The organism is Streptomyces sp. NPDC060027, assembly GCF_042737005.1.
GTDB lineage: Bacteria > Actinomycetota > Actinomycetes > Streptomycetales > Streptomycetaceae > Streptomyces.
Window position 1 is genome coordinate 15,191 of record NZ_JBHWVI010000004.1, and the last position, 18,166, is coordinate 33,356.

The following is an 18,166-nucleotide window of genomic DNA, read 5'->3' on the forward strand; positions in this document are numbered from 1 at the left end:
CTCCCCTTTTCTAGTCCTGCCTGGTCCTGCCTGGTCCCGCCCGGTCGGCTTGCGTTCGCGTGCGCTTTCGCGTTCGCGTTCGCGGCAGTGCTCAGCGGGCCGTGAAGCCGCCGTCCACCGTCAGCGTCGATCCCGTCACCTGCCGGGCGTCGTCCGACAGCAGGTAGACCACCGCCGCCGCCACGTCCTCCGGCTCGATCAGGGCGTTCATCGGCTGCGCCGCGACGAACGTCTCCTCGTGCTCGCTCACCGGCACGTCGAGGGCCCGCGCGATCTCGGCGAGCATGCGGCCCTCGGCGGTCGGGGAGTCGCGGACCGAGCCGGGGCAGACGGCGTTGACCCGCACCTTCCTGGGGGCGTAGTCGAGCGCCGCCGCCTTGGTGAGTCCGATCAGGCCGTGCTTCGCGGCGACGTACCCGGCGAAGTGCCGGTAGCCGACCAGGCCCGCCGTGGAGGCGATGTTGACGATGCTGCCCGAGCGGCGGGCACTCATCGCCTTGCCGACGGTACGGATCATCCGCCACGCCCCGGAGAGGTCGACGTCGATCATCAGCGCCCACTCCTCCTCGCCGATCTCGTGCGCGGGCCGGCCCGAGGGTGCCGCGATCCCCGCGTTGTTGACCACACCGTCGAGCGGGCCGAACCGGTCCTCGGCGAGCGCGACGGCCTCTTCGACGGAACGCAGGTCGCGCACGTCGCAGCGGGCTGTGAGCACTGCCGCCCCGGATGTGCGGCACAGCGCCGCGGTGTGCTCCAACTGGCTCGTGGTGCCCAGTGGATACGGAACACCGGGCAGGTCTTCGCAGAGGTCGAACAGCGCCAGGTCGGCGCCCTCGGCCGCGCACGCCACCGCCGTGGCCCGGCCCAGACCGCGGGACGCCCCGGTGACGACGACGGTCTTCCCCGTCAAACGCATGACTCGCTCCCCTCTCCGGCTCGTTCCCGGCTCAACCGAGGCCGAGATCGACGCGGACGACGTCGAGCAGCGCCCCCGCGGACTCGGTCAGGTACATGTGGCCGCCGATCAGTTCGACGGAGCGGAAGTCACCGCCCGCGACCTTCGCCCAGGCCGCCGCCTCGTCGCGGCCGACGAGTTCGTCGTGGCTGCCGCGCAGCACGGTGAGCGGTACGGGCAGCGCCAGGTCGGTGGCGGGCACATAGCTCTCGTGCATCTCCACGTCGGCGCGCAACGTCGGCAGGATCAGCTCGCGCATCTCCGGGTCGTCGAGTGCCTCGTGCGTGTACCCGGCGAACTCGTTGACCTGGGCGAGGAACGCGTCGTCGGGCAGGCCCGTGGCGCGGCGGCTCCGCTGTTCGGCGGGGTGCGGGGAGCCGCTGACGAAGAGGCGTACGAGTTCGGTCTCGCCCGGCGCCCCGGCCAGGCGGTGCGCCAGTTCGTAGGCGAGGACGGCGCCCAGGCTGTGGCCGAACAGGGCGATCCTGCGCGGCAGTCGAGGATCGTCGGCGAGCGCGGTGAGCAGGTCGTCGAGCAGGCCGTCGGTCGCTGTGCGGGCGTCGGTGTACGGATCCTCGTCGATCCGGCGCTCGCGGCCGGGAAGCTGGAGCGGCAGGATCGTGAGGCGCTCGCCCGCCGCGCGCTGCCAGGGGCGGAAGAAGGAGGCGCCCGCGCCCGCGAAGGGCAGGCAGACCAGCGTCGTGGCGGTGGTGGTGGTCGTCACCTCGGTGCTCCCGTCCTGTGCGGTGGTCGTCGTCACCTCGGTGCTCCCGTCCTGTGCGGTGGTCGTCGTCATCTCAGCGCGCCTCCTCCGTGTCGGCGGCGAGCCGTGCCGCGTACCGCACCGGCAGCTTTTTCAGGCCCCGGCTGGTGGAGTTGTCGAAGACCCATTCCAACTGGTCGTGCGGGATGGCGAGTTCGAGTCCGCTCAGTCGGCGCAGCAGCGTCGGGAAGGCGACCTGGCCCTCGACGCGGGAGAGCGGAGCGCCGACGCAGAAGTGCGCGCCCTGGCCGAAGGCGAGGTGGCGGTTGGCGTTGCGGGTGATGTCGAGGCGGTCGGGGTTCTCGAATGCCTCCGGATCGCGGTTGGCGGAGTCCATGAGGATGTGGACGAAGCTCTCGCGGGGTATGGGGCAGCCGCCCAGCTCCATGTCCTCGGTGGCCACCCGGAGGGTGCCGCGGTAGACGGGCGGCTCGAAGCGCAGGAACTCCTCGATCGCCGACTCCGCCAACTCCGGCTTGGACGACAGGAGTTCGAGTTGGTCGGGGTGGCTGAACAGAGCCTGCAGGCCGTTGCCGATGAGGTTCGCGGTGGTCTTGTGACCGGCGATGATCAGCAGGACGAGGGTGGAGACCAGCTCGTCGTTGGTGAAGACGTCCTCCTCGTCGGCGGCCCGCAGCAGGATGGAGACCAGGTCGTCGCCGAGCCCTTCGGCCCGGCGCCGGTCGAGCAGCCCGACGAGGTAGTGCTCGATGCTGTCGCTGGCCTCCTTCAACCTGCGGTTCGACTCCTCGTCCGCGAAGGGCGCACCACTCAGCCAGTAGCCCCAGGCGTGGAGGTCGGGACGGTCCTCGATCGGAACGCCGAGGAATTCGCAGATGACCCGCATGGGCAGGGTGAAGGCGAACTCCATCAGATCGATCTCGCCCGACTCGGGGAGCGCGTCGATGAGTTCGTCGGTGATCTCCTGGATGCGGGGGCGCAGCACGGCCATCCGGCGCGGTACGAAGGCGCGGCTGACCAGGCGGCGCAGCCGGGTGTGGTCGGGCGCGTCCGCGGTGATCATGTTGCGGATGAGGACCGGGCTGCTGTCCTTGAGCAGGTCGCGGAACCAGGCGGGCGCGTTGTCGACGGACTTGGACAGCCGTGGGTCCGCGAACCCCTTGAGCGCGGTCTCGTAGTCGGAGACCACGTAGGCCTCGCCGCCGGGCGGGTAGTTGATGGGGTGTACGGGACAACCAGTCGCGCGCAGCTCGGCGTTGGCGGCGTGGGTGGCGCCGGCCGCCGGGTCGGGATCGGTGAAGAACTGCGGCGGCAACCGGTCGCCGTCCCCCGTCGCGGCGGCCAGGGCCGTGACGGCGGGAGCGGTCGCGGCGGCGGGGCGGGCTGTCGCGGAAGTCTGCCGTGTGGCGTCGGCGGCCATCACGTCTCCTTGGAGGTCGGGTCCCCGGACGGGTCCGCCGTGGTGACGGCGTACTCCTCCGGCGGGGCGAGCTTGCGGATGCGGGGGCTGAGGGTGGGCAGGGCGGCCAGGCCCGAGGCGATGGCCATGGCCGTGAACACCCAGGTGGACCCGGCCAGATCGAAGAGGGCGCCGACGCCGAACACGCCGATCGGGGCGGCGATCATCGACATGAACATCACGGCGCCGAGCACCCGGCCCTGCACCTTGTCCGGCGCCATGGCCGCCAGGTACGCGAGGAACAAGGCACTGGTGATCGGCCCGCGCAGAAAGACGCAGGCGACGATGATGCCGAGCGGGACGAGGCCGGAGACGTTCGCAAGCAGCACGGCGGCGACCGGGCCGATCCAGGCGGCGGTCAGGAACAGCACCGGCGGCTTCACCCGTTTGATGATCGGGCTCGCGAGGAGCGAGCCGACCACGCCGCCGACCCCGGCGATCGACAGGAGCAGGCCGGTGAAGGCGGGCGAGGCGCCCCGGCTCTCGGCGGTGGCGATCAGCGCGAGGAAGACGCCGGAATGGGTGAACGCCATGTTCGAGCCCATGATCCAGATGATCAGGAGCCGCAGCACGGGCTGCCGGGCCAGGAAGCGGAAACCCTCGGCGGCGTTGCGCTTCTCGCCGGGCGTCGCGTTCTCCACCTTCAGCGGCTTGCGGATGAACAGCAGCAGCGCGGTGGAGATCAGGAAGGCGATGGCCGAGCTCAGGAACGGGAAGGCGCGCGCGACGGCGAACAGCGAACCGCCGGCGGGCGGTCCACCCATCGTGGCCGCGAAGTAGCGGACCTGGTTCTGCGCGGTGGCCTGGGTCAGCTGCGAGGGCGGCACCAGCTGCTTGATGACCGCGAGGCCGGTCGGGTTGGAGATACCGAGACAGGCGGCCGAGCCGACGGCGACGGTGAAGATGACGGCGGGGTCGGTGTGCCCGGTGGAGATGAGCAGCGCGAACAGGCCGAGCAGGACGACGCGCACCATGTTGCAGACGATGAGCAGCAGCCGCCGGTCGACCCGGTCGGCGAGGGTGCCGCCGGGTATCGACATCAGGCTGGCGGTGACCAGTTGCGCGGAGCCGACGGCACCGGCGTAGAACGCGCTGCCGTGGGTGGCGAGGATCAGCAGCGGATACGCGACCTCGGCGGTCTCCTTGGCGAGCGCGGCGAACGCCTCACTGGTCCACAGTGCCTGGAAGTCGCCGTTGCGCAGAAGGGGTTTGGGCTCCTGCGCCGGTGGCGGCTGCGCCGCGTCGGGGGCCGTGGCGACCGCGTCGCTCACCAGAGCGGCGCCCGGCTCCGCCACCAGATCCGTGTCGGGTGGATTCTCCGCCATGGTCATTCCTTTCCTTGTCGAACAGCGCGGCGGTCGTCCCGGGTGGGGGACGCGTTCCCCGCGTCCAGCGCGCCGAGGATCCTGCTCGCGAGTGGTCGCGCGTGGGGGGAGGCGAGCATCGACCAGTGGTCGCCGGGGACCGGCTCGACCCGCAGCCCGCCCCCGTACAGGCCGGTCAGGCGGGCGCGCAGCCGGTCCGTGCCGTCCGGCCCGCCGGGAGCCGCCGGTTCACCGGACGCCTTGAACAGGACCGCGGGGCAGGGCAGCGGCGACGGCCGGTAGCGCAACAGCCCCGCCTGGCGGGCCGCGAACCGCCGCCGCAGTGCCGCGTCCCGGCGCAGCCGTCGCGCGAGCGGGCCGACGCCGAGGGCCGCCTCGGCCTGGGCCCGCAGACCCGCGCGCAGGAACTCCGGGGCGAAGCCGACGGGCAGTCCACCGGTGTCGGGCACGAAGCCGTCCAGGCACACGAGCAGATCGACGCGCTCGCCGCGCCCGGTCAGCAGCCGGGCCAGCTCATGGGCGACGACCGCGCCGTAGGACCAGCCGCCGATCGTGTAAGGGCCTTCGGGCTGCGCCAGCAGCAGGGTCGCGAGGTGTGCCGCGGCCACGGCACCGACCGTGCGCGGCGTGCCCCTGGCATCGTCGGTGTCCTCCAGTCCGAGCACCGGCCTGCCGCCGGCGGCGCCCAGTTCGTCGGCGAGTTCCCGGTAGGGCAGCGCGGTGCCGACGGCGTCGCTGACGAGGAACAGCGGCCGCTCCCCCGGCCGTCCATCGGCGAGGGTGGCCACGCCGGGGACCGGCGCCGGAGCACCGCCGGATTCCGGCAGCCGGCTCGTCACGGCTTCCACCAGGTCCCCGAAGGTGGGACGCCGTGAGAAGTCGGTGACGGACAGCGCGCACCCGGTGCGCTCCCTGACCCGGGACGTCAGGGTGACGGCCATGAGGGACTCGCCGCCTAGGGCGAAGAAGTCGTCGTCGTCGCGGGCGGCGGCCACACCGAGCGTGCGGCACCACAGCTCTTCGAGCACGGTCCGGACGCCCTCGCGCGCGGGGATGCCGCGGGGCGCGGTGCGTGCCGGTGCGGGCGGGCGGGTCCGTTCGCCGCGCGGGTCCTCGCCCAGGAACCGGTAGCCGGGCAGGGAGCAGCGCACCGTCCCCTCCTCGGCGGGCTCCAGTACGTCGGTGACGGCGCGGTCGGCGCCGAGTTCCCACAGGGTGCCGAGCGCCGAAAGGAGGGCGTCGTCGGCAGGCTCCCCGGGCCGTCCGGTCAGCCGTACGGCGGTGAACGCGGCGTCCCAGCCGGGGCTGCGGCGCAGTCCGCCGAGCATCGAACTGCCCGGGCCCAGTTCGACGTAGGTCGTGCAGCCCGAGGCGAGCAGCGTCTCCATGGCCCGGGCGAGCAGGACGGGGCTGCGCAACTGGGCGGCCCAGTAGTCGGGGCGGGCCACCTGCCGCGGGTCGGCCCAGTCGCCGGTGGCGTTGGAGACGAGCGGCAGCCGAGGCGGGCGGGCGGGCACCGACGACAGGGACGCGCGCACCGCCTCGGCTGCCCGTTCCATGGCCTTCGAGTGGAAGGCTCGCCGGGTGTGCACCGGCGTGATCGGCAGGCCCGCGAGCGCGTCGCCCGCCAGGAGGTCCGCGACGGCCGCCTCGGGGCCGGACAGGACGACCGAGCCCGCGCCCTCGACAGCGACGCCGACCTCGCCGTCCGCGGGCAGCCGGGCCGCGACCTCGCGGATGTCGGCGGCGACGCTCACCATGCGGCCGGGTTCGGTGTCCCACATGGCGCGGGCCCGGCGGCACACCAGGTCGGCGGCGTCCTGGGGCGACCAGACCCCGGCGAGGGCGGCGGCCACGTACTCGCCGACGCTGTTGCCGAGCAGCGCGGCGGGCCGTACGCGCCACTCCCGGAGCTGGCTGCCGAAGGCGTATCCGAGGGCGAACAGGGCGAGTTGCTGGTGCACGGTGTCGGCGAACCAGTCCTCGGACGTGCCGTCTCCCTCGGCGACGACGGGCGTCAGGTCGATTCCGTGGCCGTCGAGGACGGTCTTGCGTATCGCGTCGAACGCCGCCCTGAATCCGGGGAGCCGGCGGTGGGCCGCGGCGCCGGCGGCGTGCCGCAGGGTGCCCTGCCCCGGGAACACGAACGCGACCTTGCCGAGCTTGCGCGGCTTGGCGGGGGCCTCCCCGGCACCCTCCCGCTGGGCGATCCCGCGCAGCAACCGGGCGGCCTGCTCCGTGTCGTGCGCCACGACGGCCGCCCGGTGCCGGTGGACACGCCGCCCGGCGAGCGTGCGGGAGACCTCGGCGAGCGACGGCGCGGCCTGCTCCACGGTGAGGCGGTCGGCGAGCGCCTCGGCCATCCGGCCGAGCGCGTCGGGCGCGGCGGCGGACACCAGCAGCGGCCGTGGCCCGCCGCGGCCCGGGAGCGGGGCGCGGCGGGGCGCGGACTCCAGGACCACGTGGGCGTTGGTGCCGCCCACTCCGAAGGAGCTGACGGCGGCGACCCGGGCTCCGTCGCCCCGGCGGGGCTCCCACGGCTCGCACCGCTCGACGATCCGGAACGGCGAACTGTCCAGCTCCAGGAGGCTGTTGGGCCTGGTGAAGTGCGCCGTGGGCACGAGCAGGCCGCGCTCCAGCATCAGCGCGGTCTTGATCAGCCCGGCGACTCCGGAGGCGACACCGGTGTGCCCGATGTTCCCCTTCACAGCGCCGAGCGCGCAGCGGTCCCGGGCCGCGGCGGCGCCCCCGAAGACGTCGGCGAGGGCCTGCACCTCCACCGGGTCGCCGAGCCGGGTCGCGGTGCCGTGCGCCTCGACGTAGTCGACGTCGGCCGGGTCCACTCCGGCGACACCCTGCGCGGCGCGGATCACCTCGCTCTGCCCGGTCGGGGACGGAGCGGTGTACGCCATCTTGTCGGAGCCGTCGTTGTTGACGGCGGTGCCGGTGATCACGGCGGCGATCCGGTCGCCGTCGCGCAGCGCGTCCGCGAGCCGCTTGAGTACGACGACGGCGACGCCCTCGCTGGGCACGGTACCCGCCGCGTCCTCGTCGAAGGGCCGGCAGCGGCCGTCGGGCGACAGGATGCCGCCGGGCTCGTAGAGGTAGCCCCACTCTCCGTCGGGCATGACGGTGACGCCTCCGGCGAGGGCGGCGTCGCACTCGCCGCCGACGAGGGCGCGGACGGCGAGATGCGTGGCGGTCAGCGAGGTGGAGCAGGCGGTCTGGACGGTGAGCGCGGGGCCGCGCAGCCCCAGCTTGTAGGCCGCGCGGGTGGCGAGGAAGTCCTTCTCCTGCCCGATGTAGCGGGCGAGTTCACCCAGTTCGGCCTGTTCGGGATCGGAGCGGTCGCCGACCCGGTCGGCGCCCGCGTACACCCCGATCCGGCCCCGGAAGCGGGTCGGGTCGAGTCCCGCGTCGTCGAACGCGGTGACCGCGCACTCCAGGAACACCCGTTGCTGCGGGTCCATCGCCGCGGCCTCGGCCCGGCTGTAGGCGAAGTACGCCCGGTCGAAGCGGCGGGATCCGGTGATGACGCCCATGGCCGGGACGAAGTTCTCCCGGTGCACGTAGTCCGGGTCGGCACCCCGGGCGACGAGCTGCCCGGGGTCGAAGCGGCTGATGCCGTCCTTGCCGGCCGTCAGCGCCGCCCAGTACTGGTCCACGTCGTCGGCTCCGGGCAGCCGGCATGCCATGCCCACGACGGCCACGGCACCACCCCGGCGGTTCTCCGTGCTCGGCACGTCACACCCCCAGGTCGACGTAGAGGTGGTCGAGGCCCACGTACGAGAGGTTGGGGCCCCACACCGCGGCCTCGGCGGCGAGCCGGGCGTCCGGGAAGCGCGCGGCGAACCGGCGCAGCAGTACGGCCGCTTCCAGCCGGGCGAGCGGTGCGCCGACGCAGTAGTGCGGCCCGAACCCGAAGACGAGGTGCTGCTCGGACGCGCCGTCGTCGCCCGCCGCGCCGGTGACCGGGCAGCCCGGGGCCGGGCCGGCCGGTGCGGTGGCGTCGGCGAGCAGACTCTCGCCGGTGAGGCTGACGAGGACGAGGTCGCCCTGTCCCATCCGTTCCCCTGCGAGCTCTTGGTCATGGGCGACGACCCGCCCCAGGTGCCGCAGCGGCGGCCGGCGTTGCAGCACCTTCTCCACGAACTCCTCGGCGGCCCCGGGCTGTTGATCGCGCACGGCGTCCCACACCGGCGGCTCGCCCAGGACTTCGAGGACGGTCGAGGCGAGCAGCGACGAGGTCGTCTCCAGGCCCCCGAAGAGGTTCATCGCCCAGGTCGCGGTGGTGCGCGCCCGATCCTCGGGGGTCTCCTGAGGGAAGCTCTTCGGGGCGGTGGCCCGGGACAGCGCCTCGGTCATCTCCACCATCGTGCGGTGGGCCTGCTCGGCGTAGTCCCGGCGATACATCGCACCGATGAACAGCGACAGGGTGCGCGCCCAGCGGTGCAGCACCTCGGGCGGTTCGGCGACGCCGACGACGTGCGCCATCACCTTGCCGGAGATCCCGTCGGCGACGGCGGGCACGATGTCGTACGGCGCGGAGGCGGCCAGCGCGTCGAGGCACTCGTCGGTGAACTCCTCGACGCGCGGCGCGAGGGAGCGTACGTACGAGGCGGACATCATGCGCTGCACCGGGCGGCGCAGTGCCGTGTGTTCGGGGGCGTCGGCCTGCACGAACCACAGCCGCAGGAACGCGGTGAGCTCCTGGTACTCCTCACGGGCGGTCTCGGTCATGTAGAGCTGGAAGGAGCGCTCGAAGGTCCCGGATGTGAAGCCGGGGTGGTTGAGGACCTGCCGGGCAAGCCGCGGATCAGCGACGACCCAGCATTCGAGGCCCTCGTCCCACGCGAGCGGGGGCGAACCGTTCACGCGCCGCCGGCCTTCTCGACGAGAGCCGCGAGGCCCGCCGGGGTCGGGGAGAGCAGGAAGTCGCGCAGCCGCACGCTCACGCCGAGCTGCTCCTTCAGCTTGCGCATGAGGCGTACCGCGCCGAGGGAGTTGCCGCCCACCATGAAGAAGTCGGTGTCGGCGTCGATCGGGGTCTCCCGCGCCGTGCCCTCGGCGATCTCGGCGAACAGCTCGATGATGCGGGCGGCCGGATCGGCGCCGCCGGTCTGCACGGCCGGGGCCGGTGCGGCCGGGGCCGCCCGCTTCGCCTGCCCGGCGGGTACGGCGGCGGCCGCGAGGGCACGCCGATCGACCTTGCCGTTGGCGGTGACCGGGATGCGGTCCACGATCGTCCACAGGGTGGGGACCATGTAGGCGGGCAGCTTCTGCTGGAGCAGGGTGCGCAGTTCCGTGGCCGCGAGGGCGGCGCCCGGCGCCGGGACCACCGCGGCGATCAGCCGCTTGTCGGCGCTGTCTCCCTCGGTGACCTGCACGACGGCGCCCTGCACGGCCGGGTGGCCGGTCAGCACGTCGCCGATGGCGCTGAGTTCGACCCGGTAGCCGCGCAGTTTGACCTGGTCGTCGGCGCGGCCGAGGAAGCACAGCCGGCCGCGGGAGTCGATGCGCACGACGTCGCCGGTGCGGTAGAGCCGCTCGGGCACGTCGGGCGAGAACGCGCCGAAGGAGCGAGCCGTCTCGGCGGCGTTCCCGAGGTACCCGTCGGCGAGGCCGGCGCCCGCCGCGTACAGCTCACCGACCGCGCCGGGCGGCAGCAGCCTGCGCCGCGCGTCGAGGACGTACACCCGCGTGCCGGGTACGGGCCGGCCGATGGGCAGCGGGCCGTCGACCTCGTCGGGCGAGGAGACCGAGTGGGTGGTGGTGAACGTGGTGTTCTCGGTGGGGCCGTAGCCGTTGGTGATGACGATGCCGGGGTGGCGTGCCAGCACCCGGGCGGTGTGCTCGTGCGGCACCACGTCACCACCGGTCAGCAACTGCCGTACACCGGCCAGCGATTCCGGCGCGAACTCCTCCACGAGCCGGAACAGGCCCGCGGTGAGCCATGCGACGGTGATCTCGCGCTCGCGCAGGAACGCGCCGAGCTCGGTGGGCGAGGCGAGGCCCGCCGGGTGCACCTCCAGGGCCGCCCCGGTGAGCAGGGCGCCCCACACCTCCAGGGTCGAGGCGTCGAATGCCAGGGGGGACAGACGCAGCATCCGCTCGTCGGGCCCCAGACGCACGAACCCGGCCTCGTGCACGAGGCGGATCACGGCGCGGTGCGGCACGGCGACACCCTTGGGTTCGCCGGTGGAGCCGGAGGTGAAGGCGACGTAGGCGAGACGGGCGGGATCCTCGGGCGCGAGGTCGTCGCCTTCGGCGGCCGGAGCGGGCTGCCAGGTGGGCTCCCACACCGCGACCGGTTCGGTTCCCAGGGCGCGGAAGCGGCGTGCGGCGTCCCCGGCGAGGGGTCCGACGAGTGCGGCCGACGGCTCGGCGCGGGCCACGATCCCCGCCAACTGGGCATCCGTGGCGCTCTGCTCGACGCCCACGTACGCGGCGCCCGCCCACTGCACACCGAGGACGGCGACGGCCTCGGCGACCGAGCGTTCGACGCCGACCAGCACCCGGTCGCCGGGACCGACCCCGGCCGCGCGCAGCAGCCGCGCCTGTTCGCGTGCCGCGTCCGCCAGTTGCGCGTACGTGAGCCGCGCGGACTCGTCGCGTACGGCGACGGCGTCCGGGGTGCGGGCCGCTGCCGCGCGAAACAGCGCGTCGAGGGACGTGTCGGGGAACTCGCTTCGTGTGTCGTTGAGTTCGGCGAGCCGGGCGCGGCCGTCGGCGGATATGCAGCGCACGTCCTCAAGGCGCTCCGCCGCACCGGTGGCCAGTTCCCCTATGCCGGCCAGGAAGTCGCCGACGAAGGAGCGCGCCTCGGCCTCGGTCCACACGCTGGTGGCGTACTCGACATGGCCCGCGTAGGCCGGTTCGGCGTGCCCGATGAGCATGGTCAGGTCGAACTGCGAGCCGCCGCCGTGTCCCTCCTCGACCCGCAGCCGTGCGGTGCCCGCGTCGAGGAACTGCGGCACCAGCTGGTCGTGCATGCCGAAGCAGACCTGGACGAGCGGGTGGCAGCCGAGGCTGCGCTCGACGCCGAGCCTGGAGACCAGCTCCTCGAAGGGCAGGTCGCCCGCGTCGATGCTCTGCGCGAGCGAGGCGTGCACGGAGCGCAGGTAGTCGGCGGGGCTCGCCTCGTCGTCGATGTCGACGCGGACCGGGACGAGGTTGCCCGCGACGGCGATCAGCCGCTCCAGGTCGCCGCTGCCGCGCCCGAGCAGCGGAACCCCGACGAGCAGGGCCCGGGCCCCGGTGCGGCGGCCGACGGCCAGGCCGAAGGCGCCGAGCAGGAAGGCGTACGGGGTGATGCCGAGCGCACGGGCCCGCTCGGTGACGGCGGCCGACACGGCGGGCCCGAGGTCGAGGCCGGTGCGCTCGCCAGCGGCGTCCTGCAGGGCGGGGCGCTGCCGGTCGGCGGGGAGTTCCAGGGCCGAGGGCACCCCGTCGAGGTGGCCCTTCCAGAACTCGGCCTGGGCGTCCCACTCGCCGCGTGCGCGCAGCGCTTCCTGCCGGTCGCCGAGCGCGCGTGCCGGGACGCCCGGCTCGTCGCCCGGTGCGGGTCCGGTGCCGGTGAGCGCGGCGTGCCGGGCGAACAGCTCGCGCAGCAGCAGCCCGACCGCCCAGCCGTCGAGCACCATGTGGTGCGCGGCCAGGACGACGGCGTCGCGGCCCCGCGGGTGCGAGAAGTGCAGCAGGCGCCAGGCGGGCGCGTCCGACAGGTCGAAGGGGCGGCGGCCCTGCTCGGCGCCCTCGCGGCGCACGTACGCGTCGAAGTCCTCGACGGGCCCCTCGTGCACGATCTCCGTCAACTGCGGTGTGTGGGCGGGCAGTACCTCCCGTACGACCTCGTCCTCGGCGTCGCCCGAACTCTCACGGAAGACGGTGCGCAGCGTCTCGTGGCGGGCGGTGGTCTCGGCGAGCGCCTTGACGAGGGCGCCGCGGTCGATACGGCCGTCCTCGGCGTGGCAGGTGAAGACGAGGTTGTACGGGGATCCGCCGGCCACCCGCTCGATGAGCCACATGCCGCGCTGGGCGGGCGAAAGGGCCGTGTCGTCGGGGGAGCCGGCGTCGGCGGTCACCGTGGGAGTCGGCTCGGCCCGCGCGGCGGCGAGGACCTCGGAGAGCGGCCGGCCGCCGAGCAGTTCCTTCACGGGGACGCGCAGACCGAGCCGCTCCTGGGCGAGGGCGGTCAGGCGCATGGCCCGCAGCGAGTCACCGCCGAGGGCGAGGAACGTCTCCGTGGCGAAATCCGCCGGGTCCACCGCGTCGCCGAGGACGGAGGCGGCCAGTGCTTCGCGGGTCGGCGGCATCAGACGGACTCGGCGGGGCTCGCGAGCAGTTCGGCCTGGCCGCTGACGGTGGTGGAGCGGAACAGGTCGACGGTGCGCAGGGTGCGCCCGGAGGCCTGGCTGAGGCGCTCCACCAGGACCACGAGGAGCAGCGAGTCGCCGCCCGACTCGAAGAAGCTGACGTCGTCGTCGAGGTCGTCGTCGGTGCCGAGGACCTCGCGCCAGAGGGACCGTACGAGGTCGAGCCGCTCCTCGGGGTCGTCCAGGTCGATCGTCTCGACGGGCTGTTCGAGCACGGGTTCCTCCGGTGAAGTGGCAAGGTCCGCGGCACTGTGCCGCAGATCCGTCAGGAGTGCGGAGACGGCGGAGTGGTCGGTGACGTCCGTCGGGTAGTCGAGGGACAGCTCCAGTTGCGGTCCTTCGGCGGCGTCGGCGATCCGGACGAACACCGCGAGGTCGTACTTGACGTAGAGCGGGTCGAGCGGGCGCAGCCGACCGGTGATGCCGGGGGCGAGTTCGGGGGTGTGCGGCGCGTCGTCGAGGTTGAGCAGGACCGGGGTGAGGGGCGGCCAGAGCCGGGTCCGGTCGGGGTTGAGCTCGGCGGCGAGCGCGTCCAGCGGCACGTCGGCGTCCATGAACGCCTCCATGCTGCCGACCCGGGCATCGCGCAGCAGTTCCCGCCAGCTGGTGTCCGTCTCCAGGGAGACGCGCAGCACCACGGTGGTGATGAACATGCCGATGACGTCGGCGGCGTCCGGATGGTCGCGGCCCGGCCAGGCGAAGGCGATGAGGAAGTCCCGCTGTCCGCTGCGGCGGGCCAGCGTGCCGGCGAGCAGGGCGACGCCGAGCATGAACGTCGTACAGCCCTCCTCGGAGGCGACCGCCAGGGCCTTCGCGGTGTGCTCCGCGTCGAGCCGGCTGGTGACGGTGGCGCCCAGCCGGGCGGCCTCCAGGTCGTCACTGGCGCCGCGCTCGAAGGGCAGGTGTACGTCGACGGGGGCGCCGCGCAGGCGCTCGACGACCTCGGTGACCTGGGCGGTCACCTCTTCGGGCGAGCGGTCGGCGACGACCGAGGCGGGATGTGCCGGACTGCTCAGCTCCGGCCTCGTACCGGCGAGCCGGGCCCGGTAGACGGTGAACATCTCCTCCAGGAGCATCGTGCGCGACAGGCCGTCGACCACGATGTGGTGCGAGACGAGAACCAGCAGGGTGCGCCGGGCGTCGAGCCGGATGACGACGGCCCGCGCGGGCGCGTCGACGGCCAGGTCGAACGGGGTGCTGCATAAGTCCCGCACGAGCGCGTCGACCTCGGGCTCCCCCAGCCCCTCGGCCTCGGCGTCCCGCAGCACGGCCGCGCCGGGCTCGCCGTGGGTGGCGTACTCGACCCGGCGGCGCTTGGCGTTGAACCGGAAGCGGGCCCGGAGCGAGGGGTGCCTGGCGATGGTCAGGCCGGCGGCCTCGACGAGCCGCTCATGGTTCACCTCGCCGGTGAACTCGACGACGGACGGGACGAGTTGGGTGGGTCTCTGCAGTTCGTCACGGTCGAGGACCCACAGGCCCTGCTGCATCCGAGTGGCCGGGTACCAGAGAGGCTCTTCCAACGACGAATCGGACAACACGAGAGAATCCCCCGAATCTCACTTAAACAATGGAACCGCGAAAGATGAACGGCAGAACCGAGAAAACAAACTCCCCGCGCCGCGCATTCGCCGCAGCGCACAGGAGGGGTCGACAATCGGGGCCGGACGGTCACTATCGACAATGGCTGGATGACCCTAGGTCGCCGTCGATCAAGATGTCAAGGGTCGCTGGAGACCTGCTAAATTCACCTCCTGACCTGCGGATCGAACCCTGTGCATTGGTTTTGGCCATATGGCTCAAATCAATTCAGGCCAACGGAACATGTCCAATTCATTGCGTACTCGTGGTGGCGCGTCGGCGCATGGTCTAATCATTCGGATTCAGGCAGCATCGATCCTGTACGTTGTCTCGCGGTCTCCCCCGTCCCACCGAAATCGGGAGGACAGACCCCGCTCCCGGACGAAAGGACAACCGCCTTGAAAGTCCATGACGCCGCGACACCCGGCGCTGCGATTTCCGGATGCCCCGTGCACCAGGGAACGACGGCCGATCTCGTCGATCCCTGGCTCTACAGCGGCGGTGACGCACACGCCGTATGGCGGCAGATGCGGGAACAGGAGACCCTGACGCGCCAGGAGGTGGACGAGAAGCGCGGCTTCTGGAACATCGTCGGCTTCGACGACGCCGAACACGTCCTGCGCGACACCGAGACCTTCACCTCGGAACGCGGCACCATGCTCGACCTCCTCGGCACCGACGACCCGGCGGGCGGCAAGCAGCTCGCCGTCACCGACCCGCCGCGCCACACCGAGATGCAGACGCGCCTGAAGAAGGCCCTCGCGGTGAAGGCCGTCGAGCGGCAGAAGGACATGATCAGGCCACTGGTGCTCGACCTGATCGCACCGCTCGGCGACGGCGGCACCTTCGACTTCGCCGAGGCCATGCTGGCGATGCCGATGTCCGTGACCGGCACCATGATGGGCCTGCCCGCCGCCGACTGGCCCTGGCTCAGCCGCCTGACGACCATCTGCATCGCCGCGGACGACCCGGAGTACCAGGACCCGGGTGGCAAGGCCGCCACCCTGGAACGCGCCCACCGCGACCTGTTCGCCTACTTCCAGGACCTGATGCGCTTCCGCCGCCAGAACCTCGGCGACGACCTGCTGAGCGTGCTGATCTCCACGGAGTTCGAGGGCCGCCACATGGATCCCGGCGAGATCGTGGCGAACTGCTACAGCCTGCTGCTCGGCGCGAACGTCACCACCCCGCACTCACCCAACTACGTGATGGCGGAGTTCATCGACAAGGGCGTGCTGGAGGACTGGGCCGCGCACCCGGAGGTCAACACCACGGCCACCGAGGAGGCGCTGCGCTGGGCCTCGCCCGTCAACCACTTCCTGCGCTACGCGACCCGTGACGTGGAGGTCAGGAACACCAAGGTCAGCGCGGGTGACGCGGTGGTCGTCTGGCTCGGTTCGGCCAACCGCGACGAGGCCGCCTTCTCCGACGCGCAGACCTTCGACATCCGCCGCAAGCCCAACAAGCACGTGGCTTTCGGCATCGGCCCGCACTACTGCATCGGCCACAGCGTCGCCCGGATCACCCTGCGCATCCTCTTCGAGGAACTCCTCACCCGCTTCGAGGACTTCAGGCCGGCCGGCAAGCCCGAGCGCCTCGCCTCGAACTTCGTCTCCGGCTGGAAGCACGTACCCATCACGGCCCGGCCGCGTGCCGGCGCCCCCAAGGCCGGGTGACGGGGCGGTGCCCGCGAACGCGCCGTCCACCCCGTGGCTGCGCCGCTTCCACACCGCGGGGCCCGGCGCGGTCCGGCTGTTCTGCTTCCCGCACGCCGGCGGCAACGCCTCCTTCTTCCACCCGTTCTCGGCGCGGCTGACGCCGCGGGCCGAGGTGCTGGCCGTGCAGTACCCGGGGCGTCAGGAGCGGTTCGACGAACCCCGCGTCGAGGACCTGCACGAGCTGGCCGACATCCTCGCCGCCGAGCTCGCCGAGTGGGCCCAGGAGCCGTTCGCCCTGTTCGGACACAGCATGGGGGCCACGCTCGCCTTCGAGGTGGGCAGTCGGCTGCGCGCCTCCGGGGCCCGCCCGAGCGCCCTGTTCGTCTCCGGACGGCGCGCCCCCTCGGTGCCCGCGCCCGGCTCGGTGCACCTGGCGAGCGACGAGAAGCTGATCGCCGACATGAAGCTCCTGGGCGGCACGGACACGCGGATGCTGGACAACCCCGAACTGCTGGCGGTGATCCTGCCGGCGGTGCGCAGCGACTACGTCGCCACGGAGACCTACCGCTACCGGGGCGCGCCCCGGCTCGACTGCCCCGTCACCGCGTTCATCGGAGACGCCGATCCGCGCGTGGACGCGCCCATGGCCCGGGCCTGGGCCGCGCACACCACGGAAGGGTTCCTCCTGCACGTATTCGACGGGGGCCACTTCTTTCTTGTTCCGCATCTCGATGCCATTGTGGACACCTTGGCCGCGACCCTCAACGCGACAGAGGACCGGCAGACGTTCACCCGGAATTAATGATTCCGGCCTCAGCCATGCAGTTCCGAAGCCCTGAAGAGGACTCTCCATGAAATACCGCGTCATCGGCAGCGACCCGGCCACCCGCCGCGAGGTGAGTGTCCTGAGCCTTGGTTCGATGCTCTTCGGGTCGGTGACCGACGAAGCGACGTCCTTCGCCATTCTCGACCGTTTCGTCGAGGCGGGCGGAACCTTCATCGACTCGTCCAACAATTATGCGTTCTGGGTCAACGGGACACAGGGCGGAGAAAGCGAAGAACTGCTCGGCCGCTGGATCCGCAGCCGGGGCATCGGCGACGAGATCACCATCGCCACCAAACTCGGCGCCCGCCCGAACGCCCCGGCCACGGGATTCAGCCGCGACGTAGAGGGACTTTCGGCCAAGACGATCCGGGAATCCGCCGAGCGCAGCAGGGAAAGGCTCGGCATCGAGCGCATCCATCTCCTGTACGCGCACATCATGGACGACAAGACTCCCCTGGAGGAGACCGTCACCGGCTTCGCCGACGTCGTGGCCGACGGCGTCGCGGGCCTGCTCGGCGCGAGCAACCACTGGGCCTGGCGGGTGGAGGCCGCCCGCAACCTCGCCAAGACCGCCGGGCTGCCCGGCTACGAGGTCCTCCAGCACCACCACAGCTACCTGCGCCAGCGCACCGACATCCCGAGCCTGCGCTCGCCCGACGGCAACCAGGGTCTGGTCAGCGCCGACCTGCTCAGCTACGTACGGGCCAACCCGTCCCTCACCCAGGTCGCCTACTCCCCCCTGCTGTCCGGGGCGTACGTGCGCGACGACAAGCCGCTCGGCCCGGGCTTCGACCACGCGGCCACGCCCGCGCGCCTCCAGGCCGCGCGCGAAGTGGCCGGGGAGACCGGCGCGAGCGTCAACCAGGTCGTCCTGTCCTGGCTGATGGGCGGCGACATCCCGATCCTGCCGCTGGTCGGGGCGTCCTCGGTCGAGCAGCTCGACGACAGCCTGGCCGCCGTCGACCTCGTGCTGACCCAGGAGCAGCGCGCCAAGCTCGACGGCGTGAACTGAGCCCCGTCCCGGCGACGGCTCACCGGGCTGCGTCGCGCCGTCCGCGCCGCAGCCCGTGGGCCAGGAGGCCCCGGATCCGGCCGCGGGCCGGCCGCCCGGCCAGGACGGCCCGGAACCGCCGGTAGTCGCGCAGCTCCCGCGCGGTCTCCCAGTCGTGGCTGCCGGGTGCCGGAGGTGCCGCTTCCCCGTGCTGCGAGGCCCGGTAGGTGTCCAGGAGGTACTGCTGGGTGATGCTCATGACCGATCGCCTCTCG

General features: G+C 72.5%; 12 protein-coding genes. 3 read left to right on the top strand and 9 right to left on the bottom strand.

The features are described 5' to 3' along the window. Window positions 1-91 precede the first annotated feature (91 nt). From ACFWBT_RS01895 to ACFWBT_RS01930, 8 genes are read right to left on the bottom strand one after another with little or no spacing between them, the layout of a single operon-like run. The gene (locus ACFWBT_RS01895; protein ID WP_385694600.1) at window positions 92-916 is read right to left on the bottom strand and encodes an SDR family oxidoreductase; all 825 of its coding nucleotides are present in this window, start codon (window positions 914-916) and stop codon (window positions 92-94) included. 31 nt (window positions 917-947) lie between these two features. Next, a complete protein-coding gene (locus ACFWBT_RS01900; RefSeq protein WP_385694602.1) occupies window positions 948-1,751 on the bottom strand; it encodes a thioesterase II family protein in 804 nt (267 codons plus the stop codon). A gap of 1 nt (window position 1,752) precedes the next feature. Further along, window positions 1,753-3,099, bottom strand: coding sequence for a cytochrome P450 (locus ACFWBT_RS01905; protein WP_385694603.1), 1,347 nt, complete (start codon window positions 3,097-3,099; stop codon window positions 1,753-1,755). After that, window positions 3,099-4,463, bottom strand: coding sequence for an MFS transporter (locus ACFWBT_RS01910; protein ID WP_385694605.1), 1,365 nt, complete (start codon window positions 4,461-4,463; stop codon window positions 3,099-3,101). The genes ACFWBT_RS01905 and ACFWBT_RS01910 overlap by 1 nt, the downstream gene beginning before the upstream one ends. 2 nt (window positions 4,464-4,465) lie before the next feature. Continuing rightward, window positions 4,466-8,206, bottom strand: coding sequence for a type I polyketide synthase (locus tag ACFWBT_RS01915; protein WP_385694607.1), 3,741 nt, complete (start codon window positions 8,204-8,206; stop codon window positions 4,466-4,468). 1 nt (window position 8,207) lies between these two features. Beyond that, the gene (locus ACFWBT_RS01920) at window positions 8,208-9,338 is read right to left on the bottom strand and encodes a cytochrome P450 (protein WP_385694609.1); all 1,131 of its coding nucleotides are present in this window, start codon (window positions 9,336-9,338) and stop codon (window positions 8,208-8,210) included. Next, window positions 9,335-12,778 (bottom strand): amino acid adenylation domain-containing protein, encoded by a 3,444-nt coding sequence (locus ACFWBT_RS01925; RefSeq protein WP_385694611.1) that lies wholly within the window; start codon window positions 12,776-12,778, stop codon window positions 9,335-9,337. The genes ACFWBT_RS01920 and ACFWBT_RS01925 overlap by 4 nt, the downstream gene beginning before the upstream one ends. Further along, complete coding sequence (locus ACFWBT_RS01930) at window positions 12,778-14,358, bottom strand: condensation domain-containing protein (RefSeq protein WP_385694613.1); 1,581 nt, start codon at window positions 14,356-14,358, stop codon at window positions 12,778-12,780. Before ACFWBT_RS01930 ends, ACFWBT_RS01925 begins: the two co-directional genes overlap by 1 nt. A 507-nt stretch (window positions 14,359-14,865) precedes the next feature. On the opposite strand from ACFWBT_RS01930, the gene ACFWBT_RS01935 reads away from it, so the two are divergent. The 3 genes from ACFWBT_RS01935 to ACFWBT_RS01945 are packed head-to-tail and all read left to right on the top strand — an operon-like array spanning window position 14,866 to window position 17,912. Further along, the gene (locus tag ACFWBT_RS01935; RefSeq protein WP_385694615.1) at window positions 14,866-16,092 is read left to right on the top strand and encodes a cytochrome P450; all 1,227 of its coding nucleotides are present in this window, start codon (window positions 14,866-14,868) and stop codon (window positions 16,090-16,092) included. A 7-nt stretch (window positions 16,093-16,099) separates the two neighbouring features. Beyond that, window positions 16,100-16,876: a thioesterase II family protein gene (locus ACFWBT_RS01940; RefSeq protein ID WP_385694618.1), complete on the top strand. Its 777-nt coding sequence runs from the start codon at window positions 16,100-16,102 to the stop codon at window positions 16,874-16,876. 49 nt (window positions 16,877-16,925) lie between these two features. Continuing rightward, window positions 16,926-17,912, top strand: a complete 987-nt coding sequence (locus ACFWBT_RS01945) for an aldo/keto reductase (RefSeq protein WP_385694621.1) — start codon at window positions 16,926-16,928, stop codon at window positions 17,910-17,912. Between the two features lie 19 nt (window positions 17,913-17,931). Here the strand turns inward: ACFWBT_RS01945 and ACFWBT_RS01950 are convergent, their stop codons facing one another. Then, on the bottom strand, window positions 17,932-18,150 hold the full coding sequence (locus ACFWBT_RS01950) for a hypothetical protein (RefSeq protein ID WP_385694623.1): 219 nt from the start codon (window positions 18,148-18,150) through the stop codon (window positions 17,932-17,934). Window positions 18,151-18,166 lie beyond the last annotated feature (16 nt).

Excerpts from the sequence above, each read along its gene's own strand:
- ACFWBT_RS01895 (WP_385694600.1), bottom strand. The coding sequence starts at position 916 with ATGCGTTTGACGGGGAAGACCGTCGTCGTCACCGGGGCGTCCCGCGGT.
- ACFWBT_RS01900 (WP_385694602.1), bottom strand. The coding sequence starts at position 1,751 with ATGACGACGACCACCGCACAGGACGGGAGCACCGAGGTGACGACGACC.
- ACFWBT_RS01905 (WP_385694603.1), bottom strand. The coding sequence starts at position 3,099 with ATGGCCGCCGACGCCACACGGCAGACTTCCGCGACAGCCCGCCCCGCC.
- ACFWBT_RS01910 (WP_385694605.1), bottom strand. The coding sequence starts at position 4,463 with ATGGCGGAGAATCCACCCGACACGGATCTGGTGGCGGAGCCGGGCGCC.
- ACFWBT_RS01925 (WP_385694611.1), bottom strand. The coding sequence starts at position 12,778 with ATGCCGCCGACCCGCGAAGCACTGGCCGCCTCCGTCCTCGGCGACGCG.
- ACFWBT_RS01945 (WP_385694621.1), top strand. The coding sequence starts at position 16,926 with ATGAAATACCGCGTCATCGGCAGCGACCCGGCCACCCGCCGCGAGGTG.
- ACFWBT_RS01950 (WP_385694623.1), bottom strand. The coding sequence starts at position 18,150 with ATGAGCATCACCCAGCAGTACCTCCTGGACACCTACCGGGCCTCGCAG.